General features: G+C 39.8%; 19 protein-coding genes and 1 tRNA gene. 11 read left to right on the top strand and 9 right to left on the bottom strand.

What is annotated here, in order from left to right:
- The first annotated feature begins 254 nt into the window (after positions 1-254).
- The 6 genes from LA313_RS00585 (at position 255) to LA313_RS00610 (ending at position 7,017) form a co-directional block, all read left to right on the top strand.
- Positions 255-2,189 carry a zinc dependent phospholipase C family protein gene (locus tag LA313_RS00585; RefSeq protein ID WP_228912665.1) on the top strand — a complete coding sequence of 645 codons (1,935 nt, stop codon included), beginning with the start codon at positions 255-257 and terminating at the stop codon, positions 2,187-2,189.
- An 11-nt stretch (positions 2,190-2,200) separates the two neighbouring features.
- Complete coding sequence (locus tag LA313_RS00590; protein WP_228912666.1) at positions 2,201-3,430, top strand: hypothetical protein; 1,230 nt, start codon at positions 2,201-2,203, stop codon at positions 3,428-3,430.
- A gap of 661 nt (positions 3,431-4,091) precedes the next feature.
- Positions 4,092-4,469 carry a hypothetical protein gene (locus tag LA313_RS00595; protein ID WP_228912667.1) on the top strand — a complete coding sequence of 126 codons (378 nt, stop codon included), beginning with the start codon at positions 4,092-4,094 and terminating at the stop codon, positions 4,467-4,469.
- 5 nt (positions 4,470-4,474) lie between these two features.
- Entirely contained in the window at positions 4,475-5,080 is a 606-nt protein-coding gene (locus tag LA313_RS00600; RefSeq protein ID WP_228912668.1) for a hypothetical protein, read from the top strand.
- Complete coding sequence (locus LA313_RS16395; protein WP_228912669.1) at positions 5,061-6,053, top strand: prenyltransferase/squalene oxidase repeat-containing protein; 993 nt, start codon at positions 5,061-5,063, stop codon at positions 6,051-6,053. The genes LA313_RS00600 and LA313_RS16395 overlap by 20 nt, the downstream gene beginning before the upstream one ends.
- The gene (locus LA313_RS00610; protein WP_228912670.1) at positions 6,037-7,017 is read left to right on the top strand and encodes a hypothetical protein; all 981 of its coding nucleotides are present in this window, start codon (positions 6,037-6,039) and stop codon (positions 7,015-7,017) included. Before LA313_RS16395 ends, LA313_RS00610 begins: the two co-directional genes overlap by 17 nt.
- Positions 7,018-7,340: 323 nt before the next feature.
- Here the strand turns inward: LA313_RS00610 and LA313_RS00615 are convergent.
- Positions 7,341-7,414 (bottom strand) — tRNA-Arg (locus LA313_RS00615).
- Between the two features lie 233 nt (positions 7,415-7,647).
- Between LA313_RS00615 and LA313_RS00620 the strand changes: the two genes are divergently transcribed.
- Positions 7,648-9,042: an alanine/glycine:cation symporter family protein gene (locus tag LA313_RS00620; RefSeq protein WP_228912671.1), complete on the top strand. Its 1,395-nt coding sequence runs from the start codon at positions 7,648-7,650 to the stop codon at positions 9,040-9,042.
- Here LA313_RS00620 and LA313_RS00625 read toward each other — a convergent pair.
- The 7 genes from LA313_RS00625 to LA313_RS00655 all read right to left on the bottom strand — a co-directional run bounded on the left by LA313_RS00625 (position 9,029) and on the right by LA313_RS00655 (position 17,847).
- A complete protein-coding gene (locus LA313_RS00625; protein WP_228912672.1) occupies positions 9,029-10,075 on the bottom strand; it encodes a Gfo/Idh/MocA family oxidoreductase in 1,047 nt (348 codons plus the stop codon). The two genes, LA313_RS00620 and LA313_RS00625, sit on opposite strands and share 14 nt — an antisense overlap.
- Before the next feature lie 62 nt (positions 10,076-10,137).
- The gene (locus LA313_RS00630; RefSeq protein ID WP_228912673.1) at positions 10,138-10,593 is read right to left on the bottom strand and encodes a response regulator; all 456 of its coding nucleotides are present in this window, start codon (positions 10,591-10,593) and stop codon (positions 10,138-10,140) included.
- A complete protein-coding gene (locus LA313_RS00635; RefSeq protein WP_228912674.1) occupies positions 10,577-13,330 on the bottom strand; it encodes a PAS domain S-box protein in 2,754 nt (917 codons plus the stop codon). The genes LA313_RS00630 and LA313_RS00635 overlap by 17 nt, the downstream gene beginning before the upstream one ends.
- A 233-nt stretch (positions 13,331-13,563) precedes the next feature.
- A complete protein-coding gene (locus LA313_RS00640) occupies positions 13,564-14,004 on the bottom strand; it encodes a universal stress protein (RefSeq protein ID WP_228912675.1) in 441 nt (146 codons plus the stop codon).
- Between the two features lie 119 nt (positions 14,005-14,123).
- Entirely contained in the window at positions 14,124-16,487 is a 2,364-nt protein-coding gene (locus LA313_RS00645) for a S9 family peptidase (RefSeq protein ID WP_228912676.1), read from the bottom strand.
- A 124-nt stretch (positions 16,488-16,611) separates the two neighbouring features.
- Positions 16,612-17,088 (bottom strand): hypothetical protein, encoded by a 477-nt coding sequence (locus LA313_RS00650; RefSeq protein ID WP_228912677.1) that lies wholly within the window; start codon positions 17,086-17,088, stop codon positions 16,612-16,614.
- Positions 17,089-17,361: 273 nt separating this feature from the next.
- On the bottom strand, positions 17,362-17,847 hold the full coding sequence (locus LA313_RS00655; RefSeq protein WP_228912678.1) for a YciE/YciF ferroxidase family protein: 486 nt from the start codon (positions 17,845-17,847) through the stop codon (positions 17,362-17,364).
- 160 nt (positions 17,848-18,007) lie between these two features.
- Here LA313_RS00655 and LA313_RS00660 point away from each other — a divergent pair, with 160 nt between their 5' ends.
- On the top strand, positions 18,008-18,523 hold the full coding sequence (locus LA313_RS00660; RefSeq protein WP_228912679.1) for an adenine phosphoribosyltransferase: 516 nt from the start codon (positions 18,008-18,010) through the stop codon (positions 18,521-18,523).
- A gap of 112 nt (positions 18,524-18,635) precedes the next feature.
- On the opposite strand, the gene LA313_RS00665 is transcribed toward LA313_RS00660, so the two are convergent.
- Positions 18,636-18,785, bottom strand: a complete 150-nt coding sequence (locus tag LA313_RS00665; RefSeq protein ID WP_228912680.1) for an SsrA-binding protein — start codon at positions 18,783-18,785, stop codon at positions 18,636-18,638.
- A 237-nt stretch (positions 18,786-19,022) separates the two neighbouring features.
- Here LA313_RS00665 and LA313_RS00670 point away from each other — a divergent pair, with 237 nt between their 5' ends.
- From LA313_RS00670 to LA313_RS00680, 3 genes are all read left to right on the top strand, one after another.
- On the top strand, positions 19,023-19,970 hold the full coding sequence (locus LA313_RS00670; RefSeq protein ID WP_228912681.1) for a calcium/sodium antiporter: 948 nt from the start codon (positions 19,023-19,025) through the stop codon (positions 19,968-19,970).
- 118 nt (positions 19,971-20,088) lie between these two features.
- Entirely contained in the window at positions 20,089-22,275 is a 2,187-nt protein-coding gene (locus LA313_RS00675; protein WP_228912682.1) for a glutamine synthetase III family protein, read from the top strand.
- A gap of 116 nt (positions 22,276-22,391) precedes the next feature.
- Complete coding sequence (locus tag LA313_RS00680) at positions 22,392-23,573, top strand: AIR synthase related protein (RefSeq protein ID WP_228912683.1); 1,182 nt, start codon at positions 22,392-22,394, stop codon at positions 23,571-23,573.
- Positions 23,574-23,602 lie beyond the last annotated feature (29 nt).

Consider the following 23,602-nt stretch of genomic DNA (forward strand, 5'->3'; position numbering starts at 1 on the left):
GACGATAATTATGGTCATGAAAAAAATTTCTATTAAGTTCCATAAAATCGTAACTCATTGAATAACACATTTTAACACTTCTTTAAACTTTGCTGTCAATTATATTTTCCATATTTATAAAATATAATTTACTTCTCTAGAGTAAAACTGAGCAGCCTCATCCGAGGATATTAACGAAATCACCCCCCTTTATTAAAAGATTTGCTGGATTCTCCTTCTGGCGATATCTATGTCGAATTTTTAATTTCAAATTTATGCCGGGACCAGCAGTACATTACATCGTAGGTAAAAAATTAAGAGAACAGTATCCTTTCATTATTGATTACGGAGAGGGACCACGCCGGGAAAAGTTTTTATTTTCCCAGAACATCAGGAATCAAATGGACGAAAATAGAACTCATCTCAATTTTGGAACCTTAGGGCCTGATTTTCTGTTTTTTAACATTAAAGACTGGCCCCAAGGCAATTTATTGCCGGTAAGAAAAATGATACGTTTCGCAGAAATACAAAAATCATTAGAGGCCAAAGTAGAAGAGAGTTTCCCCATTTTAATAAGGATTAAGGAACTAAAAGATCAACTTGGAGAGAGGTTACTTGAGGAAGTACGTAACTCTCCCTTGCTATCTGCAATAAAGCAACTACTTGAAGACGTAAAAGCAATCTTAGAGCTGATGACGGGAATAGTCAACCAAGGAATAGAAGATCTGGTTACTAGCAACATAGACATATACGGCTTTTTAAAAAGTCCCCTCCAAAATTGTGAAGCCAAAGAAAATTGGTGGTGGTTTGACATCCTACATTACAATAAATCAGGTCAATTTTCGCAATACTTACTTGAAAATAGCAGAGATAATCCTGCTTTACATTCGTACGCAATAGGTTACCTCTCACACTTTGCAGCTGACGCGGTAGGTCATCCTTATGTAAACAACATAGTTAGAGGCCCCTATCGCACTCACTCCCAAAGACATAGTGTAGTTGAAAAATTTCAGGATGTTTCAGCATTTTTAAAATTTGACAATTTGGACTTTAATACCAGCGAACTTCATGATAAATATAAATTTACTGAAGCTGTTTATGATATATTTTCTGGTGAGCGTATTAATGAAGTCGATTCAATTATTGATAGTTTAACACCGGGGATTACCGATGTAGGATTACCAGAGGATCTAGCCAACCTTTTCTCAGAGGCAACGAAAGAAGTATATAAACAGAATGGGGAGCATCTTTTCGGAGGTGGAATGGAGCCAGCAGAGGTTGATGCTGCTTACCGCCTATGGTACAGTTGGTTTAAAAGTAGTACTAGTGAGGCTATTTTACCAGATTCACTGCCTGATCTACCACCTTTAAGTGAAGATTTGCGCGGAGTGTGGGAAGATTTTAAAAACAGATTTAATAATGCTCTTAGCGAATTTGATGATGCAGTCGAAGATTTATTTTCGAGTAATGGATCAACTTTTAGCTGGGATAGTCTGGTTAATCTGTTTAAAAAACTGGAAAGGGTAATAAAAGCAGCAGCGGCAGCAGCAGCGGCAGCCATTGAGGCAATTGAGGACTCCATTGCGACTATTTCCACACATTCCACGCATTGGATATTGAATCAGATTTATCAAGCTTTGTATAGCATATACGATTATTTTCGATTATCCGTATCACTAAACGGACTAGCCTTTCCGAGCCCGAGATATTTAAATGATTTGCGCGTACAACATATGCTAAACCCTCAGACGCGAGACATCAGGGGAAACATCCTAAACAACAACTGGGGCTTTCCCCTTAAAAAAATGGATGTAGGTGAAGGAATTTGGCGTGTTGCTCCACAGGAGTCCCATCTTGTTTATCCCTCACCTCTAAATATTGAGCAGGAAGCTACAACGCCAAGTCCTGTCAGTTATTCACAGGAGCCACACACTTATTACATTGATCAGGATCTAGGGATTTCTCTACCATTTATTAGGAATATAGCTCCTATTACTGATTTCAACAACCACAACTCCATTACAAAAGGTGAACTTATGGGAAACGCAGTAGAGTTAACAGGAGCTTTGTATGATTTGTACAACAAAGGAGAAACAATTCCGAATATAAATTTAGATGCAGATAGAGGGATTGGATATCCATGTTGGGAAGCATCTGGATGCGTTAATGACAACATTAAAGAACCCGTTAACCTTAAGTTCAACACTTAAACTCTCTTGGCATGAAATTTTTTCTGAAGAATTTAAACGACGAAATTTCCGAATTAAATAAGGAAATTAAACATAATTATAGACATTTCTTAAACTACCAAACAAGTGAAGAAAAAAGAAGTGAAGACGTAGCTTTAGATGAAAAATATTTCAAGGGAGATGTCTCTGAATTTCAGGCCAAGTCTTATTTAGTAGTTCCCAATATAGGTATTAGGCTATTTTCTTCATCTGGAGATGTTCTGAATTATATATCGGCAAGTACAGAATATTCGATTGAAGTCCAGCTGAAAAATATGGGTGATCTTCATGTTCCTAATGTCAATATTGATTTCTTTTGTAGCCCAAAATATCAAGACCATAGGGTAAAATTTCTTGTTCATTCTGGCGGTCTGTTAAATTTAGGTGGGGGCAGCGGAGGTCCACCTTTTGTAACGGGAAGATTACTTCACGGAACAATTAGTATTGGAGATCGAATAAAACTGCTGGGCAAAGAAGAAAATTTCTTTGCACGAATTAAAGATGTTTTAGTATTAAATAAAGCCCGCCTACATACGATTAAGGAAGGCTGGAGTGAACAAGATCAAATAATTCTCCTTTTGGATCTAAACAATGATCACATAGATAAATTTCAAGAAATTTTGAGTCAGTTCCCTATGCTGGTGGAAGCACCCGAGGAGGATCAGGAGTCAGGGATGTTCAGATTTCGTATTAAAGATATCTTTACTATTACTGGACGTGGCAAGGCTATAGCAGGGACAGTGGAACAAGGTGCCATTCAATCTAACGTAAAAGTGGACCTACTTACCAATTCATATAGCGACCAGAGACGCGGTAACCAATACGGAAAAATGCCATTAAAATTTGAAGAAGGACTTGGAGCTCGAAATGAAACTGCTTTTTTGTTTCATTCTTTGGAAACCGAAAAAATTAAAGAAGGGGATATAATAATAAAATCACAAAGAGAGAATTTCTCATCTGAAATTTCTAATACAAATAATCCTGATACTGTCCAAGAAATGGATTTTATTGGAAGCAAGAGAACACATATCAATGGATTTGAAAATAAAACTGTAAGATTTGCTTGGTCATCCCCAGATCATAAGAATAGGAGAGAATTTAAATTTGTAGCTCGTGCTTATTCGACGATGCCTATAGATATGCCCGCCAATTTTGATGATTTAAATCCTGAAAATTATCGGCACATTGGTGGGAATAGTTTTCCTTGGCAACCAACGAATTAATTCAATCCTTTCAATTTCCGGAATTCCTTTGGAGGCTACGAGTCGCCTAAGAACTTGACTTGAAAAGAGACATTCTTGAGCCAATTGCCAATAGAAAAGTAATTCTTTTCCCTGATGCAGGATGACACGAAGCGTGGAACGAAAAGGTTGCTGATCTGCCGACCAATATCCAGTAATTAATTTCTGACCTGGTAGAGAAGAAATTTTCTGCCGACGAGAAACAGGAAGGATGGGATATTGCGGATTATATTTTGAGGATTTGGAAATAAATGAACTTTTATTTTATATTAAAAACTCCTAAAAAATTTTGAGATACTTATACCTAATAAGTTTATTGAGAACTCCTTGATTCATGCTAACTTATTTTTTCTTTAAATTTTTCATAAAAATTTGGTTATCAGATAAATAAATATTTAAATTTATTAAGAGAAGCTAAATCAGAGCTTTTACTGCACTAAATATTGGCCCTACCCATTAGTTAATTTAGTAGTAAAATTCATTTATCACAAGTTCTATTTATAATATATAGATCATTAAATGGATAAGCTATTTTCTTAAAGCACCTCAATTAATAATTTTTACCCCAGAGAGCATCCCCTACCCTTTACTCTCACTTTTAAATGTTATAAAATAACGTACGTATTAACATAAATTTAAATCTATGACAACTGAAAAGCAACAGCTCATTACCGGCCAATGGGAAGGTAAATATTTAGACGTGCGAGGATATTCATGCCTTGTATCTTTTAAATTAGAATCGGAAGGTGAAGTGGTTAAGGGAGAATTTGAAATCCAGGTTCCACAAGGATTACATGATTCGCATACAATCAAAGGTCAAGTCTCTGGACAGTTAAGAGATAATAAACTTTCATTAGAACTGGAAATTGGAAAATTAAAGGAAGGTTTAAAATACCAAGCCGAATTAAGTGATGCAGGAAGCCATGCTACTTTAGCAATGATGGGAACAGTTCATAGTCCATCTAAATCCGACTTCGGAGGTGGAGTTTGGATTGCATGGAAATTTAAAAATCAAAATTAAAAGATATGCCTAGATGGACTAAAAGTACAGTAGGAGGTGGCTGGGATGGAGGAGGAACAGAAGTAGAAAATTGCAACCTTACGCAGCGTAACCGAATTACCAACGCCTTTAATAATTTCATCAGTTCTTCTTGTCTCGACTGTTTCCCAGGCTTAAGAGCATGCCTAAGAGAAAAATGGGAAGAAGTAGAGATTGACTGTGATTGTTCGGATTTATCAGGTTTGGATGGTAGAAGAAGAGGGAACAAAATTTGGCTATGCGTAACAAATATTAACAGGATTGGAGCTCTTTTACTACATGAACTTGTCCATGTATGTGGCGGGACGGAACTGGATTCTGAGGCAGTTGAACATGCATGTTTTAATGGAAATGGAGCTACACTTCCAACAAGTGGTGATTGGCCAAAGTTTATCAGTGAAACAGATGCTTTCCAAGATAATGAGAATGAGAGGGTAGGCAAGTTCGTAATTTGGAATAGGACTGATGGTAGAGTATGGGGAAAAACAACTGAAGGAGGCGGATGGGGAGATTCGGAAATTATCAAAGGTTCGCTCTGTTTTCAGGATTCAAATTGGATCAATACGGGAGCAAGTGGTGGGGGATGGTCTTAAGAGCCAGAAGAAAGCCTTCCAATTTATATGCGACCGGCAATACAAAGACGGTCATTGGGAAGATTTCTACACCTTAGCAGGATATAGTACAGAATGGGTAACCGCTTATATCGGTTACCACATTTCCCAAATTTCTAATTTTGGTGATATAAGCGCTAAAAAAGCAAGTCGATATCTGGTAAAAAATAATAGGTTTTTTGGTACATGGGGATATAGCAGAAAAGTGCCTGCAGATGCCGATAGTACAGCCTGGGCCCTGGCACTCTTAAGAATTACCTGCCCGGGTAATATTTCTCTTCTTAGTAGACTTTATACAAAGAGATTTTTGAAAAAACATAATACCTCTGACGGAGGGTATAAAACTTTTAAATCATCAATACCTATCCGGATCTTCACTAAACTGTCGGCTACTTCATTTTTAGGATGGTGTTCATCTCATAATTGTGTTTCGGCAAGTATTATGAGTCTTAATTTATTAGAATTAAATTTTCAAAATGTAAATTATTTACGAAACTCTCAAAATGAAGATGGAACTTGGAATAGTTACTGGTGGAATGGACCTGAATATGCAACATGCTTCGCTATTGAGGCCCTTAAAATTCAGAAATTACTTCCCATACAGAAACAATTAGATAGAACAAAGAATTGGTTGAAAAATCAAATTGTTTCCGATCAAATATCCGCCTTCAACCTTAGTTTATTTTTAAGAATTGCATTGGCAATAGATTTAATAGATTGTGCTGATCTCTTGATGAATAGATTAATCCGAGAGCAAAATCCTGACGGTTCCTGGCCATCAAGTGCTGAATTGAGAATTCCCCCTCCCTGGATGGTAAACCCAGAAGAGAATATCACTTGGAGCTATGAATTGTTGGGAGGAAGGAGTATTCGCCTGGATGAAAAAAGGCTTTTTACAACTGCCACTGCAATACTTGCTATTCAAAAATATATTGAATATGTACAAAAAAAGTGATCTGACTGATCTACAAAACTCGCTGATAAATAAAATTCTGAAAGAATACCAGGAAACAATTATTGACCAAAGTATTTACTTCCGCTGTAGAAAATTAGTTATCGATAAAGGCGCTGAAGAATATAAAAAATTATCAAACTCCATAAAGAAAAAAGTATTAAACAGAATTCTCCAAAAGGGATTGAAAGACAATTTTTTAGACCAAACATTTAGAATTCTTGGATATGGCCACACCATGACTTCTTATATAACGGCCTTCTTACCTTTAAATGTAGAACAAAGAGCCTTTACTAATACCTTAGGTAGTAAAGCAAATTTATTGGTCACGATTTATGATATAATGCTGGATGAAGGATGCTCCAGAAATAGAATTCTTAATGAAAAGTATTTAAGACAATTTATTCACCAAGAAAAGGAGATTGCCTTTTTTAGTAAGAAAGGTTTGTTAGGGCCAATTTTAAAAAACTATTTTGTTCACATTCATCAGAATTCATATCAACATAATGAAAATGTAATAAAACTATTAAAGAATAAAATATGGGAAATGTATATCGCCGAGAATAACACTCAAAGTACCAACAGAAATATTGATTTGGAGATCTGGAAAAAAAAGTCTGTATATCCATTTCTTGTCATGGCCTTGCCTGGCTTGCTCTGCCTGAAAAAGCCACCAACTATGGAATACTTTAAATGGCTTTTTTCTTTTGGTGAACTTATTGGCTTATTGGATGATATTGTCGATTATAATGAAGACTTAGCAAACCGTCAGTACAATATTCTAACCTCGGCGAATTATAATAGCCTAAATGGGATTGAAAGGGATTTCATGAAAAGATTCAAAAATGTTAAAAAATGGTGGGACATTAAAGCTCCTGCGGAGGCCTTTGAAACTGATGAAAAGTACCTTTTATTAATTTTAATTTTATCTTGGTTTAGAAAAAGCCCAATTCCTGAAGTTCAATAGTAAGGTTTTTTCAATTTTTTTAAAAGGTAAATATTTTTTTAGAAGCCACTCCCCAGTCTAACTAACTGCAACAAAAAATTAGATACAATATAAATTTCGTTTTGAGCTATGTATTTAGCTTCTTGTATGCTTTATAACCGAAATTAGTATAGGGATAGCAGCAAATTCTTTTGTCTTATATAGCCAATAGTTAATTTAGTAACACCAAGGACCTGGAATATTATTTTACCTCTATACGAATAACACGGCCACACATCGGGCGGTACAAAAGCATAAAAAAATCCGCAATCACTTTGTTATCAGTGTATTGCGGATTTACTCTGTGACCTCGACAGGATTCAAACCTGTAACCTTCTGAGCCGTAATCAGATGCGCTATTCAGTTGCGCCACGAGGCCTTTTTGCGGGTGCAAATATAGGCGATTTTATAAAAAACGAAAACATTTTTAGCTTAAATAATTTATTTTTCCTCTTTGCCCCGTTTATACTTATACCGGTGTGAAATTTTTATCCTCTTTTGTGAGGGTAATAACTCGTTTATCCTGCAATTTTTCTTCTGAGAATTAGAAAATGGACGTTACTTGCTGCTTCCTCACCTTGCATAGAACCTTGCAAGTACTATATTTGCTTTATGGCTAAACTAGATGAGTTTGTAGCTGAATTCGCCTCCTTCGTTTGGGGCCTTCCGCTTTTAATTTTACTTACCGGAGGTGGATTATATCTCCTTATACTTTCCAGATTTCTCCCTTTTCGATATCTACGGCATTCTATTGAAGTGCTGCGGGGAAAATATGATGACCCCAATGATCCCGGGGAGATCAATCACTTTAAAGCACTTTCTACTGCTTTGTCGTCTACCATAGGAATGGGAAATATTGCCGGGGTTGCAGTGGCGATTGCTATTGGAGGTCCCGGTGCGATGTTCTGGTTGTGGATAAGTGCCGTTATTGGGATGGCAACAAAATTTTTCACCAATACCCTGGCGGTCATGTACCGTGGAAAAGATTCTGAAGGAAAACTGCAGGGTGGTCCCATGTATTTCATTACCGAAGGTCTTGGAAAGAAATGGTGGATCATGGCAGCCTTTTTTAGTGTTGCCGGTCTGGTAGGAGCCCTGCCGGTGTTTAATGTAAATCAACTTACCCAGGCCATCAATTATATCCTCTTAAGTCCCAATGGGGTGGAGGTGACTTTTACTTCCAATTTGATCATTGGGATCATTCTGGCGATAATTACGGCAGTGGTGATCTATGGAGGACTGGCCCGCATAAGTAGTACGGTGTCCAAAATGGTACCGGTTATGGTTGCGCTTTATTTTGTATCTGTGCTCATAATACTTATTGTGAATTTTGATCAGGTGCCATATTATTTCGGACTCATTTTTACAGATGCTTTTGCTGCAGAAAATTACGCCGGAGAGCCATTTTTAGGAGGTATGTTGGGCGGACTCATTATTCTGGGTATACGCCGTGGCGCTTTCTCTAATGAGGCGGGAATAGGGACTGCTCCCATGGCTCACGGGGCCGCCAAAACTGCCGAGCCTGTAAGGGAAGGTCTAGTGGCTATGCTGGGACCGGCCATTGACACTCTTATCGTTTGTTCCTTAACGGGAATGGCTATCCTTGTGACGGGGGTGTGGCAAACGCATGACGTTAATGGGGTGAGTTTAACCGCTGCTGCTTTTAATGACTCAATCCCGGTCTATGGAAATTACCTGCTGTTGGTGTGCATCGCCATCTTTAGTATTTCCTCTTTGTTCTCCTATTCTTACTACGGAAGCAAATGTCTTTCTTTCCTAATTGGAGCTAAGAACAAGCATTATTACAATTATTTTTATATCCTGAGTATACTTCTGGGGGCGACAACTTCTCTAAGCTTAATGATCAATCTCATTGACGGATTTTTCGCTTTAATGGCAATTCCAACCATGACTGCGACTCTTATTATGGCACCCAGAGTGCTGAAGGAAGCAAAAAGATACTTCTTAAACCTGAAGGCTTCTTCTAATCCTGTTAACCAAAAGTAATCACTCTTCGTTCATCCTGGCTCTGTTGCGCAGCCTCTATGATCCTTATGACATCACGGGCCTGTTCTGGTTTAACCGCTAAGGCTTCACCTGCCGTGATCGCATTATAAAGATTCTGGTAAATTACCGTGTAGTTTCCGCGTTCACTCTCGATTAAATTTTCTTCTTGTACGGTTTTCAGTTTTCCCCAGATATTCTTGGGCTCCACTCCCCATTCCGAAGTGTCTATTGGTCTTTTTCCCTCTTTAAGAGCTTCTTCCTGTACATCTGCGCCAAACTTTACAAAGCTCCCTTTGGTCCCAAAAACCTGGAATGTAGGTCCTTTATCTTTGACCAGCATTCCTGCCTTTAAGGTGACCTTGAGGTTAGGGTAAAAGAGCAGGAGTTCAAAAGCATCGGGTACTGTCGCACCTTCCCGCTGTGTCCTTATATCGGCAAAAACTTCTTTTGGGTTGCCAAACAGGTTTAGCGCCTGGTCGATGAGGTGACTGCCCAGGTCGTAGAGAATTCCGCTGCCGGGATTTTCTTTTTTCTCTTTCCAGCCGGGTTTAACTTCATTTCTAAACCGGTCGAAGTGGGCCTCATATTCCACTACCTTTCCTAAAAGGCCATTTTTGACGATCTTTTTTACGGTCTGGAAATCACTGTCCCACCGGCGGTTGTGATTTACACCAAGAACCAATTTTTTTTGATGAGCCAGCTTTATAAGGTCATTGGCCTCTCTTGAATGTGGTGTAAAGGGTTTTTCTGCCATTACATTTTTATTCGCTTCAAGAGCCTGTTTTGCAAAGGTATAATGCAGGTGGTTAGGTAAAACCAGGACAACAAGATCAATATCTGGATCTTCAATAATTGCTGAATATTCTTTCACCACTTTTACCTGCGGAAAATCTTTTTTGGCGGCCTTGATGTTTTTGGGGCTGGAGGTGAGGACTTTAGTTACATTAAATCCTTCAACACTGGATAGAATAGGGGCATTGTAGATGCTTCCACCGGAACCATAGCCGGCAAAGGCAGTATTTACCTGCTTCATTTTTATTTTCAAGGTAGAAATTTCCGCAGAATTTCACCCCCTAAAAATGGCATTTTTGGAACCTATTTTTCAGTTTCCTTTGTTTCTTCAACTCCTCTTAAAAAGAACTGTCGCACCGGCTCCAGCTTTTTAATTTTCAATATGCATTCCGGGCTTAGGGGTTTGCGACAAAAGTGAATGACCTGGTCATACGTTTGAGCTTTGAGATAATCCTGTTGATTTATGGAAGAGGTCACTACGATAACATACACCTGGGCCTGCGGCGGATTTTTCTTTAATTTATTCAGGAATTTCCAGCCGTCGAGAACGGGCATATTGAGATCGAGTAAAATGAGAAAATGCTTGTCGGGCCTGTCATTTTTCTGAAGATAATCCAGGGCCTCCTTTCCGTTATAGCACAACACCGGTAGATGTTCAATACGAGAGGACTTCAGGCTGTTCTTGTGCAAAAGGGTAACCACCTTGTCATCATCTACTACCAATACTTCTAACCGGCCTGCATTACCTGACTTCAACATTAATCTTTTCAGTTTTTTCTACAATACTTCGAATGATGCTGTCCAGCTCATTTGCCGAATCTTTTATGTGAAACAGGATCTCTTCTTGTGACATATCTTCAAAAACCTCTTCATCCAGCAGGTGAAGAAGGCCTTTTATTCGTGCCAAGGGAGCCCTCACTACATGAGACTGCTCCCAGGCGATCTCCTTTAAAACCTTGTTTTGACTCTGTATTTTCCGAAGTAATTTTCTCGAATTGGTGACGTCCAGCACAGCACCTATCATCCTGGTCGCCTTTTTGTTCTGGTCTCTCAGAATATATCCGCGATCGGTAATGTGGGCAATCTTTCCATCGGCTTTTACGATACGATATTCCAGCTTCCATTTATCGACTTCAGGATCTGCTATGGCGCAGGCAAGGGAGCGTTGAACTTTTTCTCTGTCCTCATCGGGCACTTTGGTGAGCCAGAAAGAATGAACCGAGGTGGCTTCATTGGTGTCATACCCAAAGATCTTTTTATAACCTTTGCTACGCGTCACCGAATCTGTAGCAATATCCCAGTCCCAAATCATTTCATTGGTTGCTTTCATGGCCATTTTAAAGCGCTTATTAGCGATCCTTAAAGCCTCTCTTTTTGCTGTAATTTCTGAAATATCACTAGTGGCCCCAATAAGCCTTAGGGCTTTGCCGGTGTGGTCCCGCAGGATATATCCACGGTCCACTACCCTGGCATAAGTGCCATCGGCCTTTCTAAAGCGGTATTCTGTCTTTATAAAATCTTCATTAGGATTCGAAATTATATCGGCCAGTTTCTTTTTTTCTACAGGCTTATCTTCGGGATGTATATTAATTTTCCAGAAATCTCTCTTATTAACAACATCTGCAGGATAACCGAACAACTCACGAGGGCCCCTGTGAAAACGGGTAACGTCGTTGCTGGTAAGATCCCAATCATAAATTAGATCCTGGGTGGCAGTTGCTGCCAGTTGGTACCTTTCATTAATATGTTCTATTTCACGTGCCTGTTCAATAACCGTAGTGATATCCCTGGAATTGGCAACAATACCTTTAACCGCCGAATCATTCATTAGATTGGTGGCCGTGGTTTGGACCCAGCGATATTCTCCCTTTTTATTTTTAAACCTGAAAGGAGAGATCCTTACCTGCTTTTTGTCCTTAAGCTGGTAAAATTGTTCTTTAACCCTTTCCCAGTCATCACAATGGATAAAATGGTAGGCATTCTTTCCTATAAGTTCTTTTGGATCAAATCCCAGGATGGATTTATAATTTTCGCTTACAAAGGAGTAATAACCATCAATATCCAAAATCCCGATAAGATCTGACCCTTCCTGGACCATGGATCTGAATTTCTGCTCACTAAGTTTAAGTTCTTCCTCTCTTTTCTTAACTTTTTTCAAAGCCGCATTTTTCTCGAAAGCATTGGTAAGGTTTTGGGTAAGGCTTTTGAGAAAACTAATTTCTTCTTCTTTCCAGATACGCTGAACAGAACAGTCGTCGAAACCAACAAATCCTGAAAGATTTTCCTCCACAAAAATTGGAAGTAATAACATGGACTTAATATGCTGTTCCTGGAAAATGTCTTTTAAGGTGCCGGGAGACAGTTCTTCTAAGGTAGCAGTAAAGGGAAGGTTTTTAATTAAGGGCGCTGTGATCTCCTCAACTTTTTTTATTGGCATATTCTGCATCTCCTGGTTGTCGATCTGCGGAAAAGCTCTTTCACTGCACCATTCCACTTTCTGACTAATGAGGATTTCTCCTGTTTCGGGATGGGTATCGGCACCAAAATAATACATTCTGTCTGCTTCAACGGTTTCGGCTATGACACCAAAAGTTTCATGAAGAACTTCATTATTGATCTCATTCTCGAGGAGCGAACTTACAAATGCAGCGTTGACCTCCAGGAAACGACTTTTTTCTATAATTACTTTTTCACTCTGCTTGAGCTGGGTAACATCCTTGGCAATACCGTGAACCTCCACAACCTTTCCCTCGAGGAACATTGGCATTAAAAGAATCTTAAGTACAACCGTGTTTCCTGCGGCCGAATTAAAATCAGCTTCAAAGGAAGTGATTTGACCACCCACTGCTTTGTTAAAATGATCCAGGATGAGTTGCTTGTGATAAGGGGCGCAAAATGGTAGGAAATTGGAGTTTATTAATTCTTCGAAAGGAAGTTCTGCTAACTTTACGAGGCTGTCGTTGGCATGCAAAAAATTACCTTCCAGGTCGAGCCTGTAAAGACCATCCGGATTTTCCCTGATAAAATTTTTGAATTGTTGCCTGTTGGCATTGAGTTCTTCCTCAATTTCCCGATCGCGTTTTTTACGTTTGTTTTCCAGAGTGACATCCTGGGTAGTATGGAGAATAGCCTCTACTTTTCCCCCTTCATTTTTTACCGGTACATTTTGAGAGGTGAAATAGCGTTCTTCAAACTTTCCCGTCCTCTTGTTTTTAATATCATAGCGAAGATCTTTGGCTTCGGCTTTTTTTCCGGTCTGGATTACTTTCTCCAGTGCGAGATTGAAATGATCATGACCGTATTCTTGAAGATCGGGATTGGGAGGAAAAGCTTCTTTGCTGTTTTTGTTTATAAGCTCTTCTCTTGTAGTGCCGGTTAACTCAAGATAGGCCGGGTTTACTTCAACAACTGTGAACGCTCCGGAATCTTCGAGTTTTAACACCAGGCACGCAAATGGAATAGCTTCAAAAATGTCTTTCCAGCAGTTTTCTCTCATTGTAGGGGATATGAAAAATAAAACCTGCCTTTGGGCTTATTTTTTTGTTAAAGGCACAACAAATATAATCAAAAAATAATGTCTGGAGCTATTGAAAATTACCATGTTAGCCCTTTAGGCGACAAAATTATCCCCTTTAACTGACAAAATGAAGATTTATGTAAGAATATTCCTTCATTAATTGGGGTAATGAAGGATAAGCATATTTTTTATTTTAATAAATTACTTCCCAATCAGTGTTTTACAGGTACCAAGAGTACTGGAATACCTAGATCATCAATAAGATCCTGTTCTAAACTGCCTACGAACATTTGATAGAAGAAATTCTTTTTATGGTGGCCTGCAATCACAATATCTGCATTGATCTTTTGAACTTCCTTTTTAATCATTTTTGCTGTAGATCCTTCTAATTGAACAGCTTCGGCTTCAATGTTTTTTTGTCGGAGATCTTCCGCTAAACGTTTAACAAGGGCACCTTCTATTTTACGTTTTTCTACCCTTTTGTCTTGTGCAAATTGAGGGCCGGCTTCCAGACCCAGGAAGTCATCTGGATCGGGTTCGCTAACGTGAAGGATCCATATCTTGGATCCAAAGGCTTGTGCTAATTCTTCGGCTTTGGCTAATAAACGACCGGCATTTTTCTCAATGTTGATCGCTACAAGGATCTTTTTCATGTTGGTTTGGATTAGGGAAATAAAGTTAGGGAAAATACTCGGTTTTTAAAAGTCACCAGAGCTCCGGAATAAGAAAAACCGGCCCAAAAGGGTCCGGTTTCTTGTCATTTTTCAGGAGTTTAATCAATTAAGGTTTCATTGAATAACTTCAGTATCCTTTTATACTCATCGGTCCAGCTACTGGGCTGTGTGAAACCGTGATCTTCTACAGGATATACTGCCATTTCCCAATTGTCTTTCTCCAGTTCTATCAGCCTTTGAGCCAGCCTCACCACATCCTGGAAATGGACGTTGATATCGATCATTCCGTGCGCGATCAAAAGATTCCCTTCTAAACCTTCAGCAAAATAAATAGGGGAGGAGCGCCTGTAGGCTAGTGGGTCATTGACCGGTTCGTTAAGTATGTTTGAGGTGTAGCCATGGTTGTAGTGGGCCCAATCTGTAACCGAACGTAAGGCTGCGCCAGATTCAAATGATTCGGCTTCAGTAAACATAGCCATCAGGGTGATGAAGCCACCATAACTGCCGCCATAAATCCCTACTTTTTCGGGGTCTACACCATGTTCAGCTATAAGATATTTTACCCCGTCCACCTGGTCGCTGAGGTCTTTGCCGCCCATATGCCTGTAGATACCGGTGCGCCAGTCCCTGCCGTAGCCCGCACTTCCGCGGTAATCAATATCGAGTACCGTGTAACCGAGATCTGTGAGCAGGTTGTGAAACATATATTCCCTAAAATAACTTGACCACCATTTGTGCACATTCTGAAGATAACCTGCCCCGTGAACAAAGACTACGGCAGCACCATTTTTCGCCTCCTGCGTAGGTTTATATAACCTGGCCGGTACCATTGCACCATCTTCAGCTTTAAATTTCACAAGTTGAGGATCACGCCAGTTGTAATTCTTAAATTCCGGAGACTGGCCCGATGTTACCTGCTTTGCCTGAGCCTCTGCCGAAGTTTCCTTCACGTAAAGCTCCCAGGGCTTATTGGAGTAGGAATATCTTATAGCCATGTATTTTTCATTGGGCGATAGGTTTACCTCATTATTTCCGGTGAGGCTGGTGAGCTGCTGCATCTTGCCGCCGCGCACAGGCATTTTGTAAAAGTGCCTCTCGCCCGAATGAACTTTTGAGGTCGTTAAATAAAAAGTTTTTCCATCATTCGAAAGTTTTGGATCAAACACTTCAAAATCCCCTTTTGTCAGCTGTTTCTTTTTTCCGGAGTTAACATTAAGAAGATAAAGATGGGAATAGCCGCTCTCTTCGCTTTGGAAGTAAATGTTCTCATTGTCATTTAACCAGCCAATATCGCCTCCACTCCAGGAATAGCCGATTCCGGGACCTGCGATCCAAGCTTCGTCCCTTTGTCTGTCCAGGGATTTTAATTCCCCTGTTTCAAGATCCAGCCTTGCAATCCAACGATCCTTATTGTCCTGGGAACGAATTACCATAACCGCTTTCTTTCCGTCATTGGAAAACCACGGGCCATAGGAATATACCTCCCGCACTTCCTCTGCCCATACCTTTTCGGGATAGTCCTGAACATAATCGGGTAGATCTTTGATGCCGGGTAAATTTTCGGTCCTTACCTGGTAAACCGTATCTTTTTCAAGATTATAGATCATAGCTTCCATTGTAGTCTGCCCGCCGCCTACTTTGCTCCGTGCAGGCAGGTTCACGGTAAAACCCGAGAGGTCGGTGTAATCCGGAACACCAGTATCCTTTGCATCTGTGCTGGAGATCAACTGGAAAGTGACGTAATTTCCGGTTGGTGATACCGTTAAATTTCTTACCTGTTTACCGCCGGTGTAAAATGTAAATGGTTTAGGCCCGGCAGTAAGATCACGATAAGTTTTTTGTGATTTCTTATTTTCATGGCGTTTCCTGACTTCTTCGAGGAGTTCAAGATTTTCATCCTGTAGCCATTGCTCTTGTGCAGAAAGTTCTTTTTCTTTCTTTTCTTCTTTTGTGCCTGAATTTATATTGGTCAGTTTTTTTATACCACCCGACTCGAGATCAAAAACAAATGCATTGTCGGCCAGAATAAAGCTAAGGCGGGTTTCGTCATTTAAAAATTGCGGATTTGAAATACTACCATTCAGCTCAAGGAGTTTTTGCTCTTCCTGCTTCTCGAGCTTATAAAGATAAAGGTCTCCATCGCGGGTATAGACCTTCATGTTTCGTGCTTTATTGAAATCGCCCGAACTTGGGAGTAGCTTATTCTCCTCCTGCCATGAAACTTTTTTTATTTGCTTCGGGTTTTCAATGCTCACCCTGTATAGTGAGTCTGAAGGATTTTTGTCGGGATTATAGTCAAAGTAAATGTAATCATTATTAGGTCCCCACGTAATGTTCGAAGGAAATGTTCCCATCCAGGAAGGATCCTGCATTATTTTTTCTACCGTTAGATCTGATGTTTGGGCGTGGATAACCTGAAGGCTTAAAAAAGCCAGAATGAAGAGAAAATACTTGTTGGTCATATATAAGAGTTGGAATTGAACCGGCAATATAAAAAATCCCCGGGAAAGGGGTAAAAGCAAAAGCACCCTCGCCGGGGCTAAGGGTGCTTTTATTATGGCAGATATTATAATAAAAAGCAGGTTTTTATGAATTACTGCGAATCTCGTCTAATTCTTCTTCTTTTGGCACCACATATCTAAGCAGTGTTTTGAGGGATTTAAGTTCAAAGATGCAATTTTCAATATATGCTTTGTGCCTAATTAGAACTTCACGGCATGAGCCGTCATGAATTCGGCAAAGTGCTTCCTGGTATTTTAGCAGACTATTTTTATTTGCTTTTAATGCTTTTTTAATGCATTTCATCTTATTTTCCTGGCAATTACTTTCCATTTTTCTCGGGTAAGAAACAGAAGGGATAAAAGGTTTTTTTCCACTGAAAAAGTAAATTTCTTCACTTATTTCTATTGCGAACTGAGAGCGGCGGGAAGCCAGTTTTTGAAAATAAGATTTTAGAGAAGCCTCTTCCAAAGCCTCTGTAAATTTGCGTAACCGTTTTGAACTTTTGAAATTATCTTCCAGAAGTTGTCGCAATGTTAGTTCTCTTACCGCCTCATTACTCATGACATTCTTACATTAATTTTTGTTCTTATTAGGAGACATTAAATTAAGGAATTTACTCAAACGTTTTCGTTAAAAAAGGAGGCTTAACTCTTATTTGGCATTTGAAGAAAAACCTGACAAAAAGTTTCATAAATTTTTCTTTTTTGTCCCTTATTTTTTAGCAAAAAGAGGCTGTCTTAAAGTAAATTTTTAACGTAAGTTCCTGAAGCAAATCTGAACAACGTTTAGAATAAATTTTTAAGACAGCCTCTTGAAAATAAATTATTTAAACAGTTAGGATTTAGCCTTTTTGTTTAAGCGGTCTTCGGCCATATCTGTAAGAAGATTATCGGCTTTATATTCTTCATCCAGCGTTTTTTGAAGTTTATCGGCAATGTCATCGTGGCCCAGTTCTTTTGCATAACGCACAGCTGTACCATAACCTGAGATCTCATAATGCTCCACCCGCTGGGCTTCTGCGATTAGACCTGCATCGCGTACATCTTTTTCGGTATCCTCTTTAAGAAAAGACTCTGCCTCCTTTACCAGACCTTCCATGGCCTTGCATTTTTCGCCGGTTGGTTTTATGCCAAGCTTTTCTGTGATCTCCTCAAGACGCTTTACATGCCCTTTAGTTTCTTTGAGATGATTTTCAAAAGCTTTTTTCAGTTTATCGTCTGTAGCGTGCTTCTGCATTTTAGGAAGAGCTTCCACCAGTTGATTCTCGGCGCTGTACAAATCCTTTAATTGATGTTCAAATAGGTCTTTTAAATTTTTCATTTTTCTGGTTTTAATTGTTTTTTTATAAATGTATACTCCATAACAGTTTATACCAGTTAAATGAGTAATAAATCTTTGTTGGTTTTTTACTAAAGAAGTAGTGGAAGATAGGCTTCCGGAACACTGATTTTCTTATTAACTTCGCAAATAAACCCTATACATGTTCAAAATTGAAGACTACATTCGTGACATAAAAGATTTTCCGAAACAAGGGATCGTCTATAAGGATATTACTCCTCTCCTCGAAGATCCTGTTGCCACCCGAAATACACTGGATGCTTTTTTGTCTTTTTTGGAAGGTCATAACATTGATAAAGTGGTGGGGATTGAATCCCGGGGCTTCTTTTTTGCAACACTTTTAGCACAGGAATTGAATGCAGGCTTCGTCCCCATAAGAAAACCCGGAAAACTGCCGTTTGACACCCATCGAGAAAGTTATTCCCTGGAATATGGAGAAGATATTCTGGAAATTCACAGTGATGCAATTCAACAAGGGGAAAAAGTGCTGGTACACGATGATGTTTTGGCAACCGGAGGAACTGCAGCTGCAGCATGTAAACTGGTTGAAAAGCTTGGAGGTGAAATCGTGCAGTGTAATTTCCTTATGGACCTGTCCTTCCTAAACGGAAAGGAAAAAATCAGTTCTTATAAAGTAGTGTCGCTTATTAGTTATTAGTTAATGGTGAATTGGTGACTGGTCAAAGGGTCTATGAAGCCTTTTCAGTTTATTACCGATGAACTGAAGTGAAATTATGCTATTTGGAATTTGGTGCTTGTAATTTGTTTATTTACAAAGAATTCTTAGTCACCCAAATCTTCCATCCTATGATAGCTTTCTGAAATTTAGTGGCTTTAGCCAGATCCAATTGCCGTTTGGAATAATTTGGGAGCACTTTCTTGTTCACTTTGGCCAGAACTCTAAAAAGGTTCTTTTTCATAAAAGGTGGTTTCCATCAAATATAAAGATAAGTTCTGAATTTTCTCTTTTTGAAGTCTATAGGAAAAGGTGGCCCTTTTCCTGAAGGAATTCTTCCAAAAAGGTCAAATCAAATTCTATTTCTCAAGAGTATCAAAAGATCCTCATATCATTTACCCCTTGAATTATTTATTGATCCTCCAAAAAAGCCGGACTTCATCCATTCAATGAGAATCTGTTATCTTCGCAAAAAAAATTAATGAGCGTATTTTATATTATCCTTGGTTTCATCCTGTTAGTAGTGGGAGGGGAATTCCTTGTAAGATCATCTGTTGCGATTTCTTTAAAATTAAAGCTTTCCCGTATGGTAATTGGGCTTACCGTGGTCTCTTTTGCCACCTCGGCACCCGAGCTGCTGGTTAGTTTGCAAGCGGCCTTAGATGGATTTTCAGATATTTCTTTGGGTAATGTAATTGGTTCTAATATTGCCAATATTGGTCTTGTTCTGGGGATAACCGCTATGATCTCCCCATTGGCTATTGACCGCGAATTCTACAGGTTTAACTGGCCTATCATGATGCTCTTTTCCCTGGCACTCTTTTATTTTCTCTCAACCGAAAAAATTCTTTCCCGACCCGAAGGCATATTTTTATTGATAGGAATTGTTTTGTACCTCTTTATCTTAATTCGGCGGGCCCGTATTAAACCAGAATTACAACCCGATGAGGTGGATCCAGATCTACAGGTAGCATCCAACTTTAAGACAATACTCTGGTTGATTATTGGTGGTGCGGCGCTCTACTTTGGTTCAGAATTTTTGGTGTCGGGTGCTGTAGACCTTGCATCGGCTTTAGGAGTGAGTGAAAGGGTGATCTCGGTAACTATGATCGCAATAGGTACGAGTGTGCCCGAGCTTGCAGCATCTGTCATTGCCGCTATGAAGCATGAAAAAGCCATTTCTCTTGGAAATTTAATAGGCTCCAATATTTTCAATATTGCATCGGTGTTGGGAATTACTGCGATCATTCAGCCTATCGCAGTAAGTTCTGAAGCTATACTTACCAGTGACATTTTCTGGATGATTGGAATAGCCTTTATCTTAATTCCGCTTGCCTTTCTTCCGAAGAGATATTCCATGAATCGCTGGAAAGGTTTTTTCCTGGTTGCGGGATATGCCGCATTTGTGAGTCTTGCATTCTTGAATTAAATAGGGGGTTATCATAAGAAAAACAAAAATTATTATAAACATACCCCAAAATTTTAGGGGGTGTGTCTAAAAATAAAATATATTTGTTGCCGTTAACCCATAAAAAACAAAATTACTCATGGCAACATTAAGATTCCAGGCACTCAAGGAAACCCTGAACCGTAAACCTGTTGAGGTTGAAGAAAAGGAAAGGCGTTCAGAATTGTTCGGCCGCAATGTCTTTACAGAAAGTGTAATGCGACAGTTCCTTACAAAGGAAGCCTACCAGAGCGTATTGGAAGCCAATGCCACCGGAAAGAAGATCGATCGTACTATCGCCGATCATATCTCTACCGGAATGAAAGAGTGGGCGATCTCTAAGGGCGCTACTCACTACACCCACTGGTTTCAACCTTTAACCGGAACCACTGCCGAAAAGCATGATGCGTTCTTTGAAACTATTGGGGACGGACTCGCAATTGAAAAATTTGGCGGAGGTCAACTTGTACAACAGGAACCCGATGCTTCAAGTTTTCCACACGGTGGGATAAGAAATACTTTCGAAGCACGCGGTTATACCGCTTGGGATCCTACATCCCCCGCTTTTATTTACGGAACTACATTATGTATTCCCAGTGTTTTTGTTTCCTATACAGGAGATGCGCTGGATTATAAGACACCATTGTTAAGAGCATTACAGGCAGTTGACCAGGCAGCTACAGATGTAGCAAAATATTTTGATAAGAATGTAAATAAGGTACAGGCAACCCTTGGTTGGGAGCAGGAATATTTCCTCATCGACTCCGCTTTGGCTGCTTCAAGACCCGATATCCAACTTGCAGGAAGAACTCTTTTAGGACATTCCCCGGCTAAAGGTCAGCAATTGGATGATCACTATTTTGGCTCTATTCCTTCACGGGTTCTCGCTTACATGAGAGACCTGGAAAAGGAGTGTATGCTGCTGGGAATTCCTGTAAAAACAAGACATAACGAGGTGGCTCCAAACCAGTTTGAGCTCGCCCCAATTTTTGAAGAGGCTAACCTGGCAGTGGATCACAATTCCCTGCTTATGGATATCATGTCAAGAGTGGCCGAACGTCACAATTTTGTAGTGTTGTTTCATGAAAAACCTTTTGCAGGAATTAATGGAAGCGGGAAACACAACAACTGGTCTTTGAGTACAGATACCGGAGTAAACCTTCTTGGTCCTGGTTCTACGCCAATGAAGAACCTTCAGTTTTTGACATTTTTCATCAATACCATAAAGGCCGTCCATGACAACGAAGAATTGTTGAGAGCAACCATTGCCAGTGCTTCAAACGATTTTAGGCTTGGTGCCAACGAAGCTCCGCCGGCCATCATTTCTACCTTTATAGGTTCCCAGCTAACTGAAGTTCTTGATGAACTGGAAAAAGTGACTGACGGGAAACTTTCTCCGGCAGAAAAGACCGAACTTAAGTTAAACGTAGTCGGAAAAATCCCAGAAATTCTGCTGGACAACACCGACAGGAACAGGACTTCCTCTTTTGCCTTTACCGGGAATAAATTTGAATTCCGTGCTGTAGGATCCACGGCAAACTGTGCCGAGCCTATGACCGCTTTGAACTCAATTGTTGCCAAGCAACTTAAGGATTTCAAAAAAGAGGTTGACAGTCTTATCAAAGGCAAGAAAATGAAGAAGGATGATGCCATCTTCAATGTCTTGAGAGAATACATTAAAGATTCCAAAAACATACGTTTTGAAGGAGATGGTTATTCTGAAGAATGGGAAAAAGAAGCCGAAAAACGTGGACTAAGTAATAATCGTAATACTCCCGAAGCACTTAAGGCTCTTGTAAGCCAAAAGACCATTGAGATGTACAATGAACTTGGGGTTATGAACAAGGTGGAGGTTGAGGCACGCCACGAGATCGAGCTGGAAGAATACATCATGAGAGTTCAAATCGAGAGCCGTATTCTTGGGGATATCGCCCGCAACCACGTTATCCCTACTGCGATTCGATATCAAAATATCTTGATCAAAAACGTACGCGGACTAAAAGATATCTTTGGTGATGGTTTCCAGACCCATTCCAGGGAACAACTGGAGATCATTAAAGAAATTTCCGAGCATATTGAAAAGATCAATTCGGGAATTACAGATATGATCGAGGCACGTAAAAAGGCTAATAAACTTGAAGATGCCGAAGAAAAAGCATTTGCATACTGCAATGAGGTTAAACCATTTTTCAATATAATTCGCTACAACTGCGACAAGCTGGAGTTGTTGATCGATGACGAGATCTGGCCATTGACCAAATATCGTGAATTACTCTTTACCAGATAATTCCTTTTAAAAATGTCATCTTAAAGCCACTTCTTTTTGGAGTGGCTTTTATATTTAAAGAAACTGAAGGTCAAAAATCTTAAACTAATTATCTTTGACCCGCAAAATCGATCTACATGAACCAGGAAATAAGTAAAAGATATGCCGGTCGCGGAGTTTCAGCCGGAAAGGAAGATGTTCACAACGCCATAAAGAATGTCGACAAAGGCTTATTTCCAAAGGCCTTCTGTAAAATTGTCCCCGATCATCTTACCGGGGACGAAGACTACTGTCTCATTATGCATGCCGATGGTGCCGGTACAAAATCTTCCCTGGCTTACATGTACTGGAAAGAGACTGGTGACCTTAGCGTTTGGAAAGGCATCGCGCAGGACGCACTAATTATGAATATTGATGACCTTCTTTGCGTGGGTGCAGTGGATAACATCATGCTTTCTTCCACAATTGGCCGCAACAAAAATCTGGTGCCGGGAGAAGTAATTTCCGCTATCATCAACGGTACCGAAGAACTGCTGGAGGATTTAAAAGGCTTCGGAATTAATATCCATTCCACAGGCGGTGAAACGGCCGATGTGGGTGACCTCGTTCGTACGATTATCGTCGATTCCACTGTAACTGCAAGAATGAAGCGCAGCGAAGTGATCGATAATGCCAACATCAAACCCGGAAATGTAATCGTTGGACTTGCCTCCTTTGGACAGGCGAGCTATGAAAAAGAATACAACGGCGGCATGGGCAGTAACGGACTTACTTCTGCGCGTCATGATGTCTTCGGAAAAAGTCTCGCTAAAAAATACCCTGAAAGTTTTGATCCTGCAGTACCTGAAGATTTAGTGTACAGCGGCTCCAAAAACCTTACTGATGCTATAGAAGAAAGTCCGCTGGATGCCGGGAAGCTTGTGCTTTCGCCAACCCGCACTTATGCTCCCGTCATTAAGAAGGTCCTGGAAAAATATTCTAAAAACGACATTTCTGGGATGGTTCATTGCAGCGGCGGGGCACAAACCAAGGTGCTCCATTTTGTGGACGGGGTGCACGTGATCAAAGACAATCTTTTCGCGGTTCCACCTTTGTTCAAATTGATACAGGAGCAAAGCAAAACCGATTGGAAGGAAATGTACCAGGTGTTCAACATGGGGCATAGAATGGAATTGTATATTGATGAAAATATTGCAGAGGATATCATCTCCATTTCCAAATCCTTTAATGTGGATGCGAAAATCGTTGGAAGAGTAGAGGCTTCAGAAGAGAAAAAGCTGACCATTAAATCTGAATATGGGTCTTTTGAGTATTGTTGATTTAGTCTTTTACGCGAATATTTGTAATT

The sequence above is a fragment of the Salinimicrobium sediminilitoris genome, assembly GCF_020866905.1.
GTDB classification, from domain to species: domain Bacteria; phylum Bacteroidota; class Bacteroidia; order Flavobacteriales; family Flavobacteriaceae; genus Salinimicrobium; species Salinimicrobium sediminilitoris.